This is a genomic window from Pseudomonas sp. C32, assembly GCF_030417915.1.
Lineage (GTDB): Bacteria > Pseudomonadota > Gammaproteobacteria > Pseudomonadales > Pseudomonadaceae > Aquipseudomonas.
In genome coordinates this window covers 1-14,707 of the sequence record NZ_JAUHUK010000006.1, presented here as the reverse complement: position 1 = coordinate 14,707, position 14,707 = coordinate 1, and the positions used below count along the sequence as shown (strand labels likewise).

Below are 14,707 nucleotides of genomic sequence, written 5' to 3'. Positions count from 1 at the left end.
GTTGTTATAGGTTGCGTCGGGCCATTCTAGGACCAAACCCCTGTAGGAGCGAGCGTGCTCGCGATGGACTTGAGAACGCCGCGTTTAGCCTGTAAACACGCGTTATCGTTAGCGACCATCGCGAGCACGCTCGCTCCTACAGGGTTGTGTTTCAGTCTTCCAAGGCGCGTACCCGTTCGTGGCGCTGCTGCTCTTCAGGTTGTGCAGTCGACTGCAGGGTGAAATCGAATTCGATTTCGGCAAAACGACCGCTCACACCATGGGCCGCTGCACGCTGTTGATCGTCGCTGAAGGTGATCTTCGCGATCAGCTCGTCACGGGTGGCGTAAGCGAAATCGTCATGCAGGTATTTTTCGCCATCCAGGTTGATCTGGGTGGTCAGGTGGCGATGATCCGGCGCAGAGATGAAGAAGTGCACGTGGGCCGGACGCTGGCCATGACGGCCCAGTTGATCCAGCAGTTGCTGGGTTGGACCGTCCGGTGGGCAGCCGTAGCCCGACGGCACGATGCTGCGGAAACGGTAGCGGCCTTCGGCGTCGGTAACGATACGGCGACGCAGGTTGAATTCCGATTGCGTGGTGTCGAAGTACGAGTAGGTACCGCCAGTGTTGGCGTGCCAAACGTCTACCACTGCGCCGGCCAGAGGTTCGCCCGCGGTGTTGAATACGCGGCCCTGCATGAACAAGGTCACACCCGGATCGATGCCATCGTCGAGGCGCGCTTCGCCTTCCGACAGCGGCGCACCCGCCACGTACAACGGACCTTCGATGGTACGCGGCGTGCCGCCGGATTTGCCGGCCTGCTCGTCTTCAGCGTCCATCAGCAGATCAAGGTAATGCTCCAGACCGAGGCCGGCCACTACCAGCCCGGCTTCCTGGCGTGCACCCAGCACGTTCAGGTAGTTGACTGCTTTCCAGAACTCTTCCGGGGTCACGGCCAGGTCTTCGATGATGTTCACCGAATCACGCAGGATGCGGTACACCAATGCCTTGGTCCGTGGATCACCGGCGTCGTTGAGCAGGCCGCTGGCCTCTTCGAGAAATTTCTGGACTTCGGCAGTGTGGGAAATCTTGACGTTCATTTTGAAGGGTTCCTCATCTTGTAATTATTAGCGTAGCGCGCTGAACAGGCTGGGCTCAGCGGTCGTCGTCACGGATGGAAGAAGGATGCCGACACATCGCATCGATTTCGATGGCCATGTACGGGAACAGCGGCAATTGCATCAGCAGGTCATGCAGTTCCTGAACGCTGTCGACGTCGAACACGCTGTAGTTGGCGTAATGGCCGGCGATACGCCACAAGTGGCGCCACTTGCCCTGCTCCTGCAGGCGCTGGGCCAGGGCTTTCTCGTCAGCCTTGAGTTTGGCTGCCGTTTCCGGATTCATATCGACCGGCAGGTTCACGGTCATTTTTACGTGGAACAGCATAATGCTCTCCTCAGGCTTGATGAATGGCGGTGGATGTCTTGTCGCGGCGGAAGAACGCCAGGCGCTCTTCATCCAGGCTCAGGCCCAGACCCGGGGTGTTCGGCACATGCAGTTCAAAATCGCGGTACACCAGCGGTTCGCTGAGAACGTCTTCGGTCAGCAGCAACGGGCCGAACAGCTCGGTGTCCCACGCCAGTTTGTTCAGGGTGACAAAGGCATGGGCCGAGGCCATGGTGCCCAGGCCACCTTCAAGCATGGTGCCGCCGTACAGGGCGATACCCGCCGCTTCGGCGATCGAAGCGGTACGCAGCACGGCACGTGGGCCACCGTTCTTGGCGATTTTCAGGGCGAACACCGAGGCCGCGCCTTCGCGGGCCAGGTTGAACGCATCTTCCACGCATTCGATGGATTCGTCGGCCATGATCGGTGCCGGGCTCATGGCGTTCAGACGGGCCATACCCGCGCGGTTGTTGCGCGAAATGGGTTGCTCGATCAGGTCGATGCCGTTGGTGCCAAGGATTCGGCAGGCCCGCAGCGCCACCGCTTCGTCCCACGCCTGATTGACGTCGACCCGCACGCTGGCGCGGTCGCCCAAGGCTTTCTTGATCGCAATCACGTGGGCCAGGTCGCGGTTGACCTCGCCGGCACCGATCTTCAGTTTGAAGATGCGGTGGCGGCGCAGGTCGAGCATTTTTTCGGCTTCGGCGATGTCTTTTTCGGTATCGCCGCTGGCCAGGGTCCAGGCCACCGGCAGCGCGTCACGCACGCGGCCACCGAGCAATTCGCTGACCGGCAGGCCGAGGCGTTTGCCCAGCGCGTCGAGCAGCGCGGTTTCAATACCGGACTTGGCGAATGTGTTGCCGCGAATGCTGCGCTCCAGGCGCAACATGGCCGCGTTGACGTTGTTGCTGTCCTGGCCAATCAACAACGGTGCGAAGTGCGTGTCGATGTTGGTCTTGATGCTGTCCGGGCTTTCGTTGCCGTAGGCCAGGCCACCGATGGTGGTGGATTCGCCGATGCCTTCGATACCGTCGGCGCAACGCACGCGAATGATCACCAGCGTCTGGTTCTGCATGGTATGCATCGCCAGCTTGTGCGGGCGGATGGTCGGCAGATCGACGATGATCGTCTCGATCGATTCAATGGCAGTTGCAAGCATTTCGATACCCGTCAGGTTCTTGAAGTTCTGGAATCGATTCTCGTACGGCTTTTTTCCTGAAGCCAATATAGAATTGGTCTGACTTGATACCTTAAAGGTATGCAAACGATTGACGGGAGGCTCCATGGAACTGCGGCACCTGCGTTACTTCCAGGTATTGGCTCAAACCCTCAACTTCACCCGCGCCGCCGAGTTGCTGCACATCGCCCAGCCGCCCTTGAGCCGGCAGATCCAGCAACTGGAAGATGAATTGGGAGTGATCCTGCTGGAGCGCGGGCGACCGCTGAAGCTGACCGACGCCGGGCGGTTTTTCCATGAACACTCCACCGCCCTGCTCGAGCAACTGAACAAGGTCTGCGACAACACGCGCCGCATCGGGTTGGGTGAAAAGACCTGGCTGGGTATCGGTTTTGCGCCCTCGACGCTGTATGGCGTGTTACCGGAACTGATACGCCGCTTGCGCAGCGGTGAGCCGCTGGAACTGGAGCTGGGCCTGTCGGAAATGACCACATTGCAGCAAGTGCAGGCGCTCAAGGCCGGGCGGATCGACATCGGTTTCGGCCGTATCCGCATTGACGATCCCGCCATCATCCAGACCGTGTTGACCGAAGACCGCCTGGTCGCCGCCCTGCCCGCCGGTCACCCGTTACTCGCCGGGCCCATCAGCCTGCGGGATCTGGCAAAGGAACCCTTTGTGCTGTACCCCGGCAATCCGCGACCGAGTTACGCCGACCATGTGATTGCCCTGTTCGAGTCCTACGGCGTGAGCATCCATGTGGCGCAATGGACCAACGAACTGCAAACGGCGATTGGTCTGGTGGGGGCAGGCATCGGGGTCACGCTGGTGCCCGCCTCGGTGCAATTGCTGCACCGCGACGACATCGGTTTTACCCCGATAATGGAAGACAATGCGACTTCGCCGATCATTCTGAGTCGACGGGTGGGCGATGTGTCGCCGGGTTTGAATCATTGTTTGCGGATGATCGAGGAACTGCTACCGCCCGCGACGTGAGGCAATGAATACCTGTGGCGAGGGGGCTTGCCCCCGTTCGACGGCGAAGCAGTCGCTATGCTGCCTACTCGGCATGCCTGAAAGAATGCCGGGGGCCGTTTCGCGCCCCAGCGGGGGCAAGCTCCCTCGCCACCGGTCGGTGTTTACATCAACCCGCAAACGCCCTACGCCCGGCCTTCATCTCGGTACGCAACTCGCCGACAAGATCAGAAATGGCGCGCACGCTGGTCAACTCAGCTGTTGACACACCATTGATCAACAGTTCAACCCGTCCGGTGGCGGGTTCGAAAACCTCAATGCGCAACAGTCCGAGGCTTTCCGTGCATTCGCAGGACAGCGGTTCAAAACCGGACTCAACGATGTTGCATAAGACTGAGATAGGAAGCATGGCCGGTGCCTCGAACGTTAGCAGATCGAATTGACCGTTTCAGCATAGATACACATTGCCGATTATGCGTCAGCAAATTGCCGTCAATTTTGTTATGTCGCTCGCATTCTGGGCATTTCAGTGGGAATTACCGCCCCAGATCCAATTCCAGAACCCCGGCAACTCAACCGGTTGCGAGTCGTCGCGCACCGTTCGCGCCAGGGCGGCTCGAAGCAGCGCAGCCTGATCGTCGTAAAAAGGCGTGTCGGCGACTTTCACGCCACTCGCCTGAGCACTGTCGAGGAGTATCTGCAAATACTCGCGGGCATGCCGGGCGGTGTAGCGGTTGAGGTCGTGGAACGTCACCACCACCGGGATCACCCCATCAACCACCGGCAACTCACCACGGGCGATGCGCTCGCGCACTTCAGACATTGATCGCAGCATGTGTGAGCGGCGTCGCGGGCTGGCATTGAAGCCCCAGATCTTGCCGTCGTTGGCACTCAAATCCGTCAGAAGTACATGCAGGCCATGTTGCTGATACGCCGCGAAGGTGCGCTTGTCGTAGTTCCAGAACGGCGGGCGCAGCAACACCGTTGGCACGCCGGTCATGGCGGCAATGTCGGCGCTGCCGTCGGTGAGGGCCTGCTCCAGTTCTGCCGGGGCAAGGGAACGATGATTGGTGTGCGAGGGCGTGGCGGTGTGGAAACCCAGAACGTGCCCCTCTGCGTGTTCGCGGCGCATGATTTCGCGGCCCAGGTCGCTGCCGCCGGCCCTCGGAGCGCGGGTCTGCACAAAGAACACCGCTTTGATGTTCGGTTGCAGCGGATTGTGCGCGAGGCTCTCGAGCACCGTCACGGTCGGATTCCACCAGCTCGATGCGCTGGGGCCGTCATCGAACGTCAGCAGAAAACGAATCGGCGGTTGCTCGCGCAGACGCTGTTCGGTCTGCGGGGTCATTTCAATCGGCGCAGCAATGCAACCCAGCAGACCGACTGCCAGGGCGCACACCGTTAATAATTTGAATAGTTGTTTCATGTTTTGCCTTGGGCCGGCCCGCATCGGGCGGCGGGCCGAGGTTGGATAAGGTACACAGAGTTTGGTTCCAGTGCTTGCCAGGCCCATTTTACGTCCAGCAACTAAACTGAAAACACCGCCCAACCAGAGTGTCAGGCCATGTGCGGACGACTGTCGCAATACCACGGAATCCACGACTTTGTGGCGGCGCTGAGCATTCCCGATGCGCTGATCAATCACGTCGGCAACGAGCCATTGGCGCGCTACAACGCCGCGCCTACCACGCAGCTCGCCCTGTTGCATGAGGAAAATGGGCGACTGCATGCCGACTCGGTACGCTGGGGCTGGCGACCGCACTGGGCGACGGATCGTGCGGCGCCGATCAATGCGCGGGTCGAGAAAGTCGCCCACGGCGCGTATTTCCGGGCGATCTGGCCCCATCGCGCAATCTGTCCGGTTGATAACTGGTTCGAATGGGTCGATGCCGGCGATTCGACGCGGCAACCCTGGCTGATTCGTCGACGAGACCACGCACCGGTGTTCTGCGCCGCCATTGGTCAGTTCCCCATCGGTGGCGCGCCTCCACGGGAGCACGACGGTTTCGTGATCATCACCGCCGACAGCGCTGGCGGCCTGCTGGATGTGCACGACCGCAGGCCGGTGGTGTTTTCAGCGGAGTTCGCCAGGGAATGGCTGGACCCGGCCACCCCCAAAGAGCGGGCCGAAGAGATGGTGTTAATGCAAGGCGAAGTGAGTGATGTATTTGAGTGGCACAAAGTCGACAAGGCGGTCGGCAATGTCAGAAATCAGGGCGCCTGGTTAATTGATGAAACAATCAAGTCGTGAGCCTGGCGTGCGTTCAACGCCTCTGCTCTTCAATCTCTTCTTCCGTAGGCTCATCAACATCTTCGTCCGGATCGGGACGCTTGGGTTCATTGGCCATGTTCACCTCGCTGTCTGAAGGGTTCGTTCATCAACGTTAAGCGTAGAACAACTTTCCTGCGCCAAACCTCAGAGCCACCAGCGCAGCACAAAGAAGAAGCCCATGCTCAACAGCATGCTGAGCAAGGTATTACGGGTGTACAACACCAGGCCGACAGCCACCAGCGAGCTGATCAGGTAGGGATTGTCCCATTGCAGGTTCAGTTGCTTCTCCGGCATGAACACAATCGGCCCGCAAATCGCCGTCAGCATCCCCGGCACCGCAAACCCGAGAAACTGCCGGGCATTACTGCTCAAGCGAAGCGGCAACCTCGGCTCGAGAAACACATAGCGGTTGAGGAACACCAACAGGCCCATTCCGATAATCACTGCCCAGACCATCATGTGCGTCCACCGTAGAATTTGTTGCAGACAAACCCGGCGGTCATCCCCGCCAAACCCGACAGCACCAGGGCCGAACCCCACTGCCAGTAGCTGAATAACACCGAGCAAAACAACGACACCGCCACGCACACCACGGTTGGTACGTTGCGCACCACCGGGGTGATCAGGGCGATAAACGTCGCCGCGATGGAGAAGTCCAGCCCCAGATGCTCAAGGCCCGGAATGCTGCTGCCCAACACAATCCCGGCCAGGGTAAAGAGGTTCCAGGCGATGTAAAACGTCAAGCCGACACCCAGAGCGTACCAGCGGTTGAACTGCTGTTTGTCGTGCTGGCTGGTCAGGGCGAACAGCTCATCCGTCAGCAAGAACCCCAACCCCACTCGCCAGCGCCCCGGCAGCGGTGAAATCACCGAACGCATGCTCATCCCGTAGAGCAAATGCTGGGAGGTCAGCAGCAACGTGGTCAACAAAATCGAAAAGATCCCGGCACCGCCCTTGAGCATACCGATGGCCACCAGCTGCGCGGCACCGGCAAACACGATGCTCGACAGGCCCTGACCTTGCAGGGGCGTGAGATTGGCTTCGATGGCCATGGAACCGGCCAGCAAGCCCCAGGGCGCCGTAGCCAGGGACAGCGGCATGATCGCTGCGGCGCCGCGCAGAAAGGCACTGCGGGGCAGGAGTGAATTGGACATGACGTTCTACAGAAAGGGAAAGACCCGTGACTGTGCCAGTCCTCGCGGCCATTGGCTTTAACAATTTTGCTCACCCGCCACGGTATCCAAGGCCAGCCCGAGTACCATGGAGCGATTGATCTACCCGGCCAGGGGCATCGCCATGCTGTACCGAATCGCCGCCGATGGGCTGGTGCTGTTTCATCTGTCGTTCATTCTGTTCGTATTGTTCGGCGGTCTGCTGGTGCTCAAATGGCGGCACCTGGTGTGGTGGCATCCACCTGCAGCGCTGTGGGGGATGGCGGTGGAGTTTTTTCACCTGCCCTGCCCGCTCACCGATTGGGAAAACCATCTGCGCCATCGCGCCGGGCAAGCCGGCTATGACGGTGGATTCATCGAGCATTATGTCTGGCCGATCATCTACCCCGCCGGGCTGACCCCGGGCATTCAGCTTGGGTTGGGCTGCGTGGTGCTGCTGATCAATGTGCTGGTCTATCTTCGTCTGTGGAAATGGCGGCGCACGGACTGACAACACCCGATTCATCCAGCGCCTTGACCGGTCGGGCTAAACGCGTGGCGGTCAGTTGGCGATGACGCTCATATTCCGGCCGCTGGTCTTGGCCACGTAAAGCGCCTTGTCCGCTGCGCCGATCAGATCCTCGGGCCCGGCCAACGAGCTCGCATCACAGGCACTCAACCCAAGACTGACCGTCACCTGCCCTTCGGGACTGTCACCATGCAGGATGTTCGCCTCCTGCACCGCACGACGGATTTTTTCCGCGACCAGAAACGCCCCCACGTAGTCCGCACCGGGCAGCACCACGGCAAACTCCTCGCCACCGTATCGGGCGGCCAGATCACCGGGACTGCGGATATTGTCAGTGATGATCGCACTGACCTTGCGCAAACACTCGTCACCGGCCAAATGCCCGTAGTGATCGTTGAACGCCTTGAAATGGTCGACGTCGAGCATCAGCAACCCGAGGCTCGTCTGGTTACGCCGGGCACGACCCAGTTCCGATTCGATGAAAATGTCGAACTGCCGCCGGTTGGCCAGCCCGGTGAGCGCGTCGTTGAGGGCCAGCTGTTCGAGGTTGCGGTTGACCCCAAGGAGTTTTTCCTGAGTCCCCAGCAACTCGGCCTGGACTCGGTTCTGGCGCCTCATCAGCTTGATCAGCCGATAACCCAGCATCCAGAGAACGACCAGCAACACCGAGACAAGACCCGCGCTGAGCAGGGTTTGCTTGCGCCAGCTGCCGAGCACTTCGTCCTTGTTCACCGCGACAAAAACGATCAGCGGATAACCCTCGACCCGGCGATACCCCACGACCCGATCCACGCCGTCGATGATCGATTTGATGGTGGCGGTGCCCGCATCGCCCTTGGGCAGCAAATCAACAAACAACGGACTCTTGGACAGGCTGGTGCCAATATCTGACGAATTGAAGGGTCGGCGAATGACAATGGTCGCGTTGTCGGCGATCAGGTTGATCACACCGTTACTGCCCATATCGATGCTGTCGTAGAGTTGCAGGAAATGGCTCAGATAGATCGTCGCCAGCGCCACCCCGGCGAAGCTGCCGTCCGGATGATTGACCCGTCGCGACACCGGCATGACCCACTCGCCGCTCGAACGGCTCTTGATCGACGGCCCGATGTGCGGCCCTCGGCCTGGATGATCGCGATGGAACAGAAAATACTCGCGGTCCGCATTGTTGAGCCCCTCCTGCCCGACACCGTTGGAGTTGGCGAGCCAGCGCCCCGTTTCGTCGAATACAAACAGACCGTGGAGCTGGCTCAGCTCACTGCGCTGGGCGCTGAGCAAACGCGGCAAGCGGGATTGATCGGCACCCTCGTGCTCCAGTCGATCCACCAGGGTAAACAACAGCGTATCGGCCTGTTTGATTGAATCCTGGGCTTGTGATGCCAGGGCCTGCGCAAGGTTGGACATGGCCACTTCCTTGTCACGCAGATGGTACCGATGCGAGCTCCAGGCCTCCCAGATCAAGATCACCGTCATCGACAGACACACCGCGACCATCAGCGTCACCGCCGAGCGAACCTTCAGTCGGGTCACGGCAGGCCGGCGACTTTCAACAGGATCGTTGATCAACAGATTTCCCATGCTGCTCCCTGAGTGCTGATGATGGCGCGACACTCCTTATCGTTGTGCTGCTCGCTACGCCGCCGCAGGCTTCACCGCTTGAAGCCACGCCGGATTGAATTGCGTCTGCTCGGTGTCGATACCCAGCGCTTCCATCCGCGCCTTGTGTTGCTCCATCTCGTGGATCAACTGGTTGTGGTCACTGGAGTTGCCGTCCAGTTGGTGCATCTGGTTCAAGCCCAAATGATAGAACCGTAGCAGCTTCATGGCCATCGGATCGTCGGCCTCCACGGAGACCTTCACATGGTGCATGACATTGGTGATTGCCATGAGCGTGCGCTTGAGCTGCCAACTATAGACTGCCGGGGCCATCCATGGCTGAGTCCAGAAGACTTTGCGCATCAGCGCCACCATGACCAGTACGGCGACAAACACCCCTCCGACATTGAATCGCAGATTGTCGCCACCCGGCTCACCGAACAACGCCACCGCGGCCGTGGACAGGACCATCGCCAGGGCGAGGAAAATCAGGGCAATGATGATCGTGCTGCGCCGCGTCTGTTGCCGGTAGCGTTCGGCGTTCATCGGCTGGATTTCGAACATTGCGTCAGGTTTCCTTGGGTCATGGGCAAAAAGACTGCGGGCCATTATCGCCTCTGCGAGGGATTTAGCTATGCTGGGGCTCCTTTTCATCTTTTCACCGTCAAACGGGGGACATGGCGAGACCGAGCAGTTCGTGCCATCTTCTTTCATGGATACATATTATTCGGATGTCATTCGCTGGTTTTGCGCGGATGCCGTCGTTTTAAGGATCATTGCATGACCCAACGACAAGTAATCAACGCCTCTGTCAGCCCAAAAGGCAGCCTGGAAACGCTCTCGCAACGGGAAGTCCAGCAACTGAGCGAAGCCGGTTCCGGCAGCACCTACAACATCTTCCGCCAATGCGCCCTGGCCATCCTCAACACCGGCGCCCACGTCGACAACGCCAAGACCATCCTCGAAGCCTACAAAGACTTTGAAATCCGCATTCACCAGCAAGACCGTGGCGTACGCCTGGAACTGCTGAACGCCCCGGCTGACGCCTTCGTCGACGGCGAAATGATCGCCAGCACCCGGGAAATGCTGTTCAGCGCCCTGCGTGACATCGTCTACACCGAAAACGAACTCGACAGCCAACGCATCGACCTGAGCACCTCCCAGGGCATCAGCGACTACGTCTTCCACCTGCTGCGCAACGCCCGCACCCTGCGCCCCGGCGTCGAACCGAAAATCGTGGTGTGCTGGGGCGGCCACTCGATCAATACCGAAGAATACAAATACACCAAGAAGGTCGGTCACGAACTGGGCCTGCGCAGCCTGGACATCTGCACCGGTTGCGGCCCCGGCGTGATGAAAGGCCCGATGAAAGGCGCGACCATCGCCCACGCCAAGCAACGCATCCACGGCGGCCGCTACCTTGGCCTGACTGAGCCGGGCATCATCGCCGCCGAAGCGCCAAACCCGATTGTCAACGAACTGGTAATCCTGCCGGACATCGAAAAACGCCTCGAAGCCTTCGTACGCGTCGGCCACGGCATCATCATTTTTCCGGGCGGCGCCGGCACGGCTGAAGAGTTCCTGTACCTGCTCGGCATCCTGATGCACCCGGACAACGCCGGCCTGCCCTTCCCGGTCATCCTCACCGGGCCGAAACACGCTGCCGCGTACCTGGAACAACTGGACGCCTTCGTCGCCGCCACTCTGGGCGATGCAGCCAGACAGCATTACCAGATCATCATCGACGATCCGGTCGAAGTCGCCCGGCAAATGACCCAAGGCCTCAAAGCGGTGAAGCAATTCCGCCGCGAGCGCGCCGATGCCTTCCACTTCAACTGGCTTCTGAAAATCGATGAGGGCTTCCAGCGTCCGTTTGACCCGACCCACGAAAACATGGCCAACCTGAAACTGAGCCTCGACCTGCCCGCTCACGAACTGGCGGCCAACCTGCGCCGCGCGTTCTCCGGCATCGTCGCCGGCAACGTCAAGGACAAGGGCATCCGTCTGATCGAAGAGCACGGCCCGTATCAGATCCGCGGCGATGCCGCGATCATGCAGCCACTGGACCAACTGCTCAAAGCCTTCGTCGCCCAGCACCGCATGAAGTTGCCGGGCGGCGCGGCGTATGTGCCGTGTTATCGGGTGGTGGCGTAATTCAATCGGCGTAAGAACGCCGACATGAGCTCGACCGTCGTGAACCGCAGTGAAAGCTACGGTTCGCGGCACTCCATGGAAAGAAAAAATGCGCCAACGTCATTCCGCCGAACTGCGAGAGACCCACGAAACGGTGTGGCAGGAGCCGTTGATTGAGATGCTGGAAAACGCCTGACGTCGGGACCAAAAAACAGAAGCGCCTGTTGTTACTCCTGATACCTCGCCCGATAGCGCCCCGGGCTTTCCCCCGTCCACTTCTTGAACGCCCGATGGAAGGCGCTGGGTTCCTGAAAACCCAGCTGTTCGGCGATATCACTGATACTTGCCCCGCTGTGCCGCAACTGTTCGAACGCCACACCCCGTCGCACTTCATCCTTGATCTCTTGATAAGAACAGCCTTCGCGTTCCAGTTTGCGGCGGAAGGTGCTGGGGCTCAGGTGCTGCTCCAACGCGAAGGCCTGCAACGTCGGCCATTCGCTGTAATGACTGCCGCGCAAACGCTGGTGAACGTGTGACGCCAGGCCATGCTGGTTGCGAAAACGAATGACCAACCATTGCGGCGCCGTGCGCAGGAACACTTTCAGCGACACGAGATCCTGTGCCACTGGCAGTCGCAGGTAATGGCTGGCAAATTCGATTTCAGTGCGTTCAGCGCCGAAGGTCAGGTTGGGCCCCCAAAGCAAACGGTCATCGCTGAGCGACAGACGCTCATGGCGAAAGTCGGCGCGATCAATCGGGATACGCCGGCCACCCAGCCAGCACAAAATACTGATCATCAACACCAGGAACGTCTCTTCTCCAAAACGGCTGGCATCGGCGTCTTGCGACTGGGTTTCCAGGCTGATGACTGCCCGTTTGCCACGGACCGTCAGCGTGCCGCGAAAGTCGCGCAAGAACAGTGCGAAATTGGCCAGGCACTGGCGCATGGCTTTATGCAGGTCGGGCTCTTGGATCAAAGCGCGGCATATCAAGGCGAAACTGCCGGGTGGCATGCCATGTGAGTCGAGCCCGAAAAACTCGTCGTCGAGTTCGCGGATCTGTATCAGCCACAACGCAGCAAATGCACTGGCCGGCACTCGCGCCGTCGGCTGTTGCATGATCGCCGGATCGACACCCGCCTGTTCGAGTACCGCCTTCACGCGCTGTGGTTTATCCCGCAGCCCATGGATCATTGCCTGTACAAAATAGGCAGCGACCGAGTCCTTTTCCCGCATATGAACGTTTCTCTTCTCATCATCCGAATGGCAAAAAACGCCAGTGCCGTTGAACAGTTGCGGCATAGGACAACCGTCCTGCCAGCTCTAGACTCGCGGCAATAGTACGCCTTCGGCCGCAGTGGCGGCGAAGGTATCGCACGGTTTGATCGAAGGACGTAAAGATGAATCTGCAAAACATCGGAGTGATCGGTGCAGGCACCATGGGCAACGGCATTGCGCAAGTCTGCGCCATGGCGGGTTTCAACGTGACCTTGATCGACATCTCCGAGAGCGCGCTGCAAAAAGCTGTCGCAACCGTCGGTAAGAACCTTGATCGGCAGGTTGCCAAGGAAACCCTGACACAAGAGCAGAAACTGGCAACCCTCGACAAAATCCGCACCAGTACCGATTACAGCAGCCTGCAAAACGTGCAACTGGTGATCGAAGCGGCCACGGAAAATCTCGAACTGAAATTACGTGTACTGCAACAGATCGCCGCGCAGGTCACCCACGAGTGCGTGATTGCGTCCAACACTTCGTCGCTGTCGATCACCCAGCTCGCTGCGAGCGTCAGCCAACCTGAACGCTTCATCGGCCTGCACTTCTTCAACCCGGTGCCGGTGATGGGGTTGATTGAAGTGATTCGTGGCCTGCAAACCAGTGATGCCACTCACAAACTGGCCCTGGACATGGCAACGACCCTCGGCAAAACCGCGATCACCGCGGGTAACCGTCCGGGCTTCGTGGTTAACCGAATCCTGGTACCGATGATCAACGAATCGATCCTGGTGTTCCAGGAAGGCCTGGCCAGCGCCGAAGACATCGACGCAGGTATGCGCCTAGGCTGCAATCAACCCATCGGCCCATTGGCCCTGGCGGATCTGATCGGCCTGGACACTCTACTGGCGATCATGGAAGCCTTCTATGAAGGTTTCAACGACAGTAAGTACCGCCCGGCTCCACTGCTTAAGGAAATGGTCGCTGCCGGGTATCTGGGACGCAAAACGGGGCGCGGCTTCCATGCCTATGCCTGAGCGTTGTTCGCGTTTCGCAGAGTACCGGGACAAGGTGCTGGAATTGTTTGCCAGCAAAGGTTTCGGCCAGGTCGGCATGCGCGAACTCGCCACGTGCCTGGGGCTTTCTCCAGGCTCGCTGTACCATCATTACCCCAGCAAACAGCACTTGTTACTCGACCTGATCGAAGAGTTCTACGAGGAGCTGTTGGCTACGCTCGAACGCATCCGGCAAAAAGCCCCGGCGAAACGCGACAAACTCAACAGCGTGATACGCGCGCACCTGAACCTGCATCGGGATATGCCTTGGCATTTTCGTCTGGTGGAACGTGACAGCGGTTGCCTGAATGACGAGCAGCAGCAACGGGTGCAGCAGTTGCGCGAACAGTACGAGCGTACCCTGCTGAAAATACTTGATGTAAAGCCCCGTTTCAGTGAGCAGGGTGTGTTGGCAGCCGGGCATGCCATTGCGTCATTGCTCAACAGCGCCCCCAGCTGGCTTACACCTCATATTCTGGATGAACAGGAGCACGATGAGCTGCTGGAGAGCCTGGTGAGTGGTGCCATCGAACGAGTGTTGTCTCCACGACGCGCACCGGAAGCCATAAGTCTGGCCCGGCCTATCGAAAAATCTTCTAAAGAAATTCCCGCCATTACCGCTATTTAGCGCTTTGCTTTTCGGCTCAATACATCGGAATTCGCTGCTGCACCCGGCGTCCAATCCGATGTGTCCCTTCCAAACCTGGAGCCGAATATGAAAATCAATCCTTACCTGATCTTCAATGGCGACTGCAAAGCCGCGTTTGAGTTTTACGCGCAAAGTTTGTCTGGTCAGATCGAAGCCATGACGACTTTTGGCGACACCCCCGCCGCCGAGCACGTGCCGCAAGACCTCCATAACCTGATCATTCATACCCGTCTCGTTGTAGGCGATCAGGCAATCATGGGGTCGGACACCACCCCTGACCGCCCCACCGATAATATGAGCGGATGTTCCATCTCGCTGAATGTCGACAGCATCGCCGAAGCTGAACGCGTTTTCAGTGCTTTATCTGAGGGAGGTAGCGTACAAATGCCGCTGGAGACCACCTTTTGGGCTGCGCGTTTCGGCATGTTGGTCGACCGTTTTGGCGTGTCATGGATGGTGAATTGCGAAAAGGACCAGTGAAAGGAATTCGCAGGTCGTCTAATGACAACACCGCCTGACGGGACGGTGTTT

18 protein-coding genes are annotated in these 14,707 nt (G+C 59.3%); 8 read left to right on the top strand and 10 right to left on the bottom strand.

The genetic code is table 11. The features are described from left to right. Positions 1–151: 151 nt before the first annotated feature. From catA to QYH43_RS08650, 3 genes are read right to left on the bottom strand one after another with little or no spacing between them, the layout of a single operon-like run. The gene (gene catA, locus QYH43_RS08660; protein WP_095056912.1) at positions 152–1,081 is read right to left on the bottom strand and encodes a catechol 1,2-dioxygenase; all 930 of its coding nucleotides are present in this window, start codon (positions 1,079–1,081) and stop codon (positions 152–154) included. A gap of 55 nt (positions 1,082–1,136) precedes the next feature. After that, a complete protein-coding gene (catC, locus tag QYH43_RS08655; RefSeq protein WP_095056913.1) occupies positions 1,137–1,427 on the bottom strand; it encodes a muconolactone Delta-isomerase in 291 nt (96 codons plus the stop codon). A 10-nt stretch (positions 1,428–1,437) separates the two neighbouring features. Further along, entirely contained in the window at positions 1,438–2,586 is a 1,149-nt protein-coding gene (locus QYH43_RS08650) for a muconate cycloisomerase family protein (protein ID WP_177408773.1), read from the bottom strand. A gap of 124 nt (positions 2,587–2,710) precedes the next feature. Between QYH43_RS08650 and QYH43_RS08645 the strand changes: the two genes are divergently transcribed. Beyond that, on the top strand, positions 2,711–3,598 hold the full coding sequence (locus tag QYH43_RS08645; RefSeq protein WP_095056915.1) for a LysR family transcriptional regulator: 888 nt from the start codon (positions 2,711–2,713) through the stop codon (positions 3,596–3,598). A 148-nt stretch (positions 3,599–3,746) separates the two neighbouring features. Here QYH43_RS08645 and QYH43_RS08640 read toward each other — a convergent pair whose 3' ends face one another. After that, positions 3,747–3,986, bottom strand: a complete 240-nt coding sequence (locus QYH43_RS08640; RefSeq protein WP_095152771.1) for a DUF1652 domain-containing protein — start codon at positions 3,984–3,986, stop codon at positions 3,747–3,749. Between the two features lie 117 nt (positions 3,987–4,103). Then, positions 4,104–5,003: a polysaccharide deacetylase family protein gene (locus QYH43_RS08635; RefSeq protein ID WP_301156888.1), complete on the bottom strand. Its 900-nt coding sequence runs from the start codon at positions 5,001–5,003 to the stop codon at positions 4,104–4,106. Positions 5,004–5,141: 138 nt separating this feature from the next. On the opposite strand from QYH43_RS08635, the gene QYH43_RS08630 reads away from it, so the two are divergent. After that, a complete protein-coding gene (locus QYH43_RS08630) occupies positions 5,142–5,828 on the top strand; it encodes an SOS response-associated peptidase family protein (RefSeq protein WP_301156887.1) in 687 nt (228 codons plus the stop codon). A gap of 165 nt (positions 5,829–5,993) precedes the next feature. Here the strand turns inward: QYH43_RS08630 and QYH43_RS08625 are convergent, their stop codons facing one another. Both QYH43_RS08625 and QYH43_RS08620 read right to left on the bottom strand, forming a co-directional pair. Further along, positions 5,994–6,305: an AzlD domain-containing protein gene (locus tag QYH43_RS08625; RefSeq protein ID WP_177408774.1), complete on the bottom strand. Its 312-nt coding sequence runs from the start codon at positions 6,303–6,305 to the stop codon at positions 5,994–5,996. Next, positions 6,305–7,003, bottom strand: coding sequence for an AzlC family ABC transporter permease (locus tag QYH43_RS08620; RefSeq protein WP_095056920.1), 699 nt, complete (start codon positions 7,001–7,003; stop codon positions 6,305–6,307). Before QYH43_RS08620 ends, QYH43_RS08625 begins: the two co-directional genes overlap by 1 nt. Positions 7,004–7,145: 142 nt before the next feature. On the opposite strand from QYH43_RS08620, the gene QYH43_RS08615 reads away from it, so the two are divergent. Then, positions 7,146–7,511, top strand: coding sequence for a DUF2784 domain-containing protein (locus QYH43_RS08615; RefSeq protein ID WP_095056921.1), 366 nt, complete (start codon positions 7,146–7,148; stop codon positions 7,509–7,511). 51 nt (positions 7,512–7,562) lie between these two features. On the opposite strand, the gene QYH43_RS08610 is transcribed toward QYH43_RS08615, so the two are convergent. Both QYH43_RS08610 and QYH43_RS08605 read right to left on the bottom strand, forming a co-directional pair. Then, complete coding sequence (locus QYH43_RS08610; protein ID WP_095056922.1) at positions 7,563–9,107, bottom strand: sensor domain-containing diguanylate cyclase; 1,545 nt, start codon at positions 9,105–9,107, stop codon at positions 7,563–7,565. Positions 9,108–9,161: 54 nt separating this feature from the next. After that, a complete protein-coding gene (locus tag QYH43_RS08605) occupies positions 9,162–9,689 on the bottom strand; it encodes a DUF3087 domain-containing protein (protein WP_095056923.1) in 528 nt (175 codons plus the stop codon). 216 nt (positions 9,690–9,905) lie between these two features. Between QYH43_RS08605 and ppnN the strand changes: the two genes are divergently transcribed. Together ppnN and QYH43_RS08595 are read left to right on the top strand one after the other, a co-directional pair. Next, positions 9,906–11,279, top strand: coding sequence for a nucleotide 5'-monophosphate nucleosidase PpnN (gene ppnN, locus QYH43_RS08600; protein WP_095056924.1), 1,374 nt, complete (start codon positions 9,906–9,908; stop codon positions 11,277–11,279). A 49-nt stretch (positions 11,280–11,328) separates the two neighbouring features. Next, the gene (locus QYH43_RS08595; RefSeq protein ID WP_256580300.1) at positions 11,329–11,454 is read left to right on the top strand and encodes a hypothetical protein; all 126 of its coding nucleotides are present in this window, start codon (positions 11,329–11,331) and stop codon (positions 11,452–11,454) included. A gap of 31 nt (positions 11,455–11,485) precedes the next feature. Here the strand turns inward: QYH43_RS08595 and QYH43_RS08590 are convergent, their stop codons facing one another. Then, the gene (locus tag QYH43_RS08590; protein WP_095056943.1) at positions 11,486–12,493 is read right to left on the bottom strand and encodes an AraC family transcriptional regulator; all 1,008 of its coding nucleotides are present in this window, start codon (positions 12,491–12,493) and stop codon (positions 11,486–11,488) included. A 164-nt stretch (positions 12,494–12,657) separates the two neighbouring features. Here QYH43_RS08590 and QYH43_RS08585 point away from each other — a divergent pair, with 164 nt between their 5' ends. From QYH43_RS08585 to QYH43_RS08575, 3 genes are all read left to right on the top strand, one after another. Next, positions 12,658–13,509 carry a 3-hydroxybutyryl-CoA dehydrogenase gene (locus QYH43_RS08585; RefSeq protein WP_095056925.1) on the top strand — a complete coding sequence of 284 codons (852 nt, stop codon included), beginning with the start codon at positions 12,658–12,660 and terminating at the stop codon, positions 13,507–13,509. Beyond that, positions 13,496–14,155 carry a TetR/AcrR family transcriptional regulator gene (locus tag QYH43_RS08580; RefSeq protein WP_095056926.1) on the top strand — a complete coding sequence of 220 codons (660 nt, stop codon included), beginning with the start codon at positions 13,496–13,498 and terminating at the stop codon, positions 14,153–14,155. The genes QYH43_RS08585 and QYH43_RS08580 overlap by 14 nt, the downstream gene beginning before the upstream one ends. 87 nt (positions 14,156–14,242) lie before the next feature. Then, entirely contained in the window at positions 14,243–14,656 is a 414-nt protein-coding gene (locus tag QYH43_RS08575) for a VOC family protein (RefSeq protein ID WP_095056927.1), read from the top strand. The last annotated feature ends 51 nt before the right edge of the window (positions 14,657–14,707 follow it).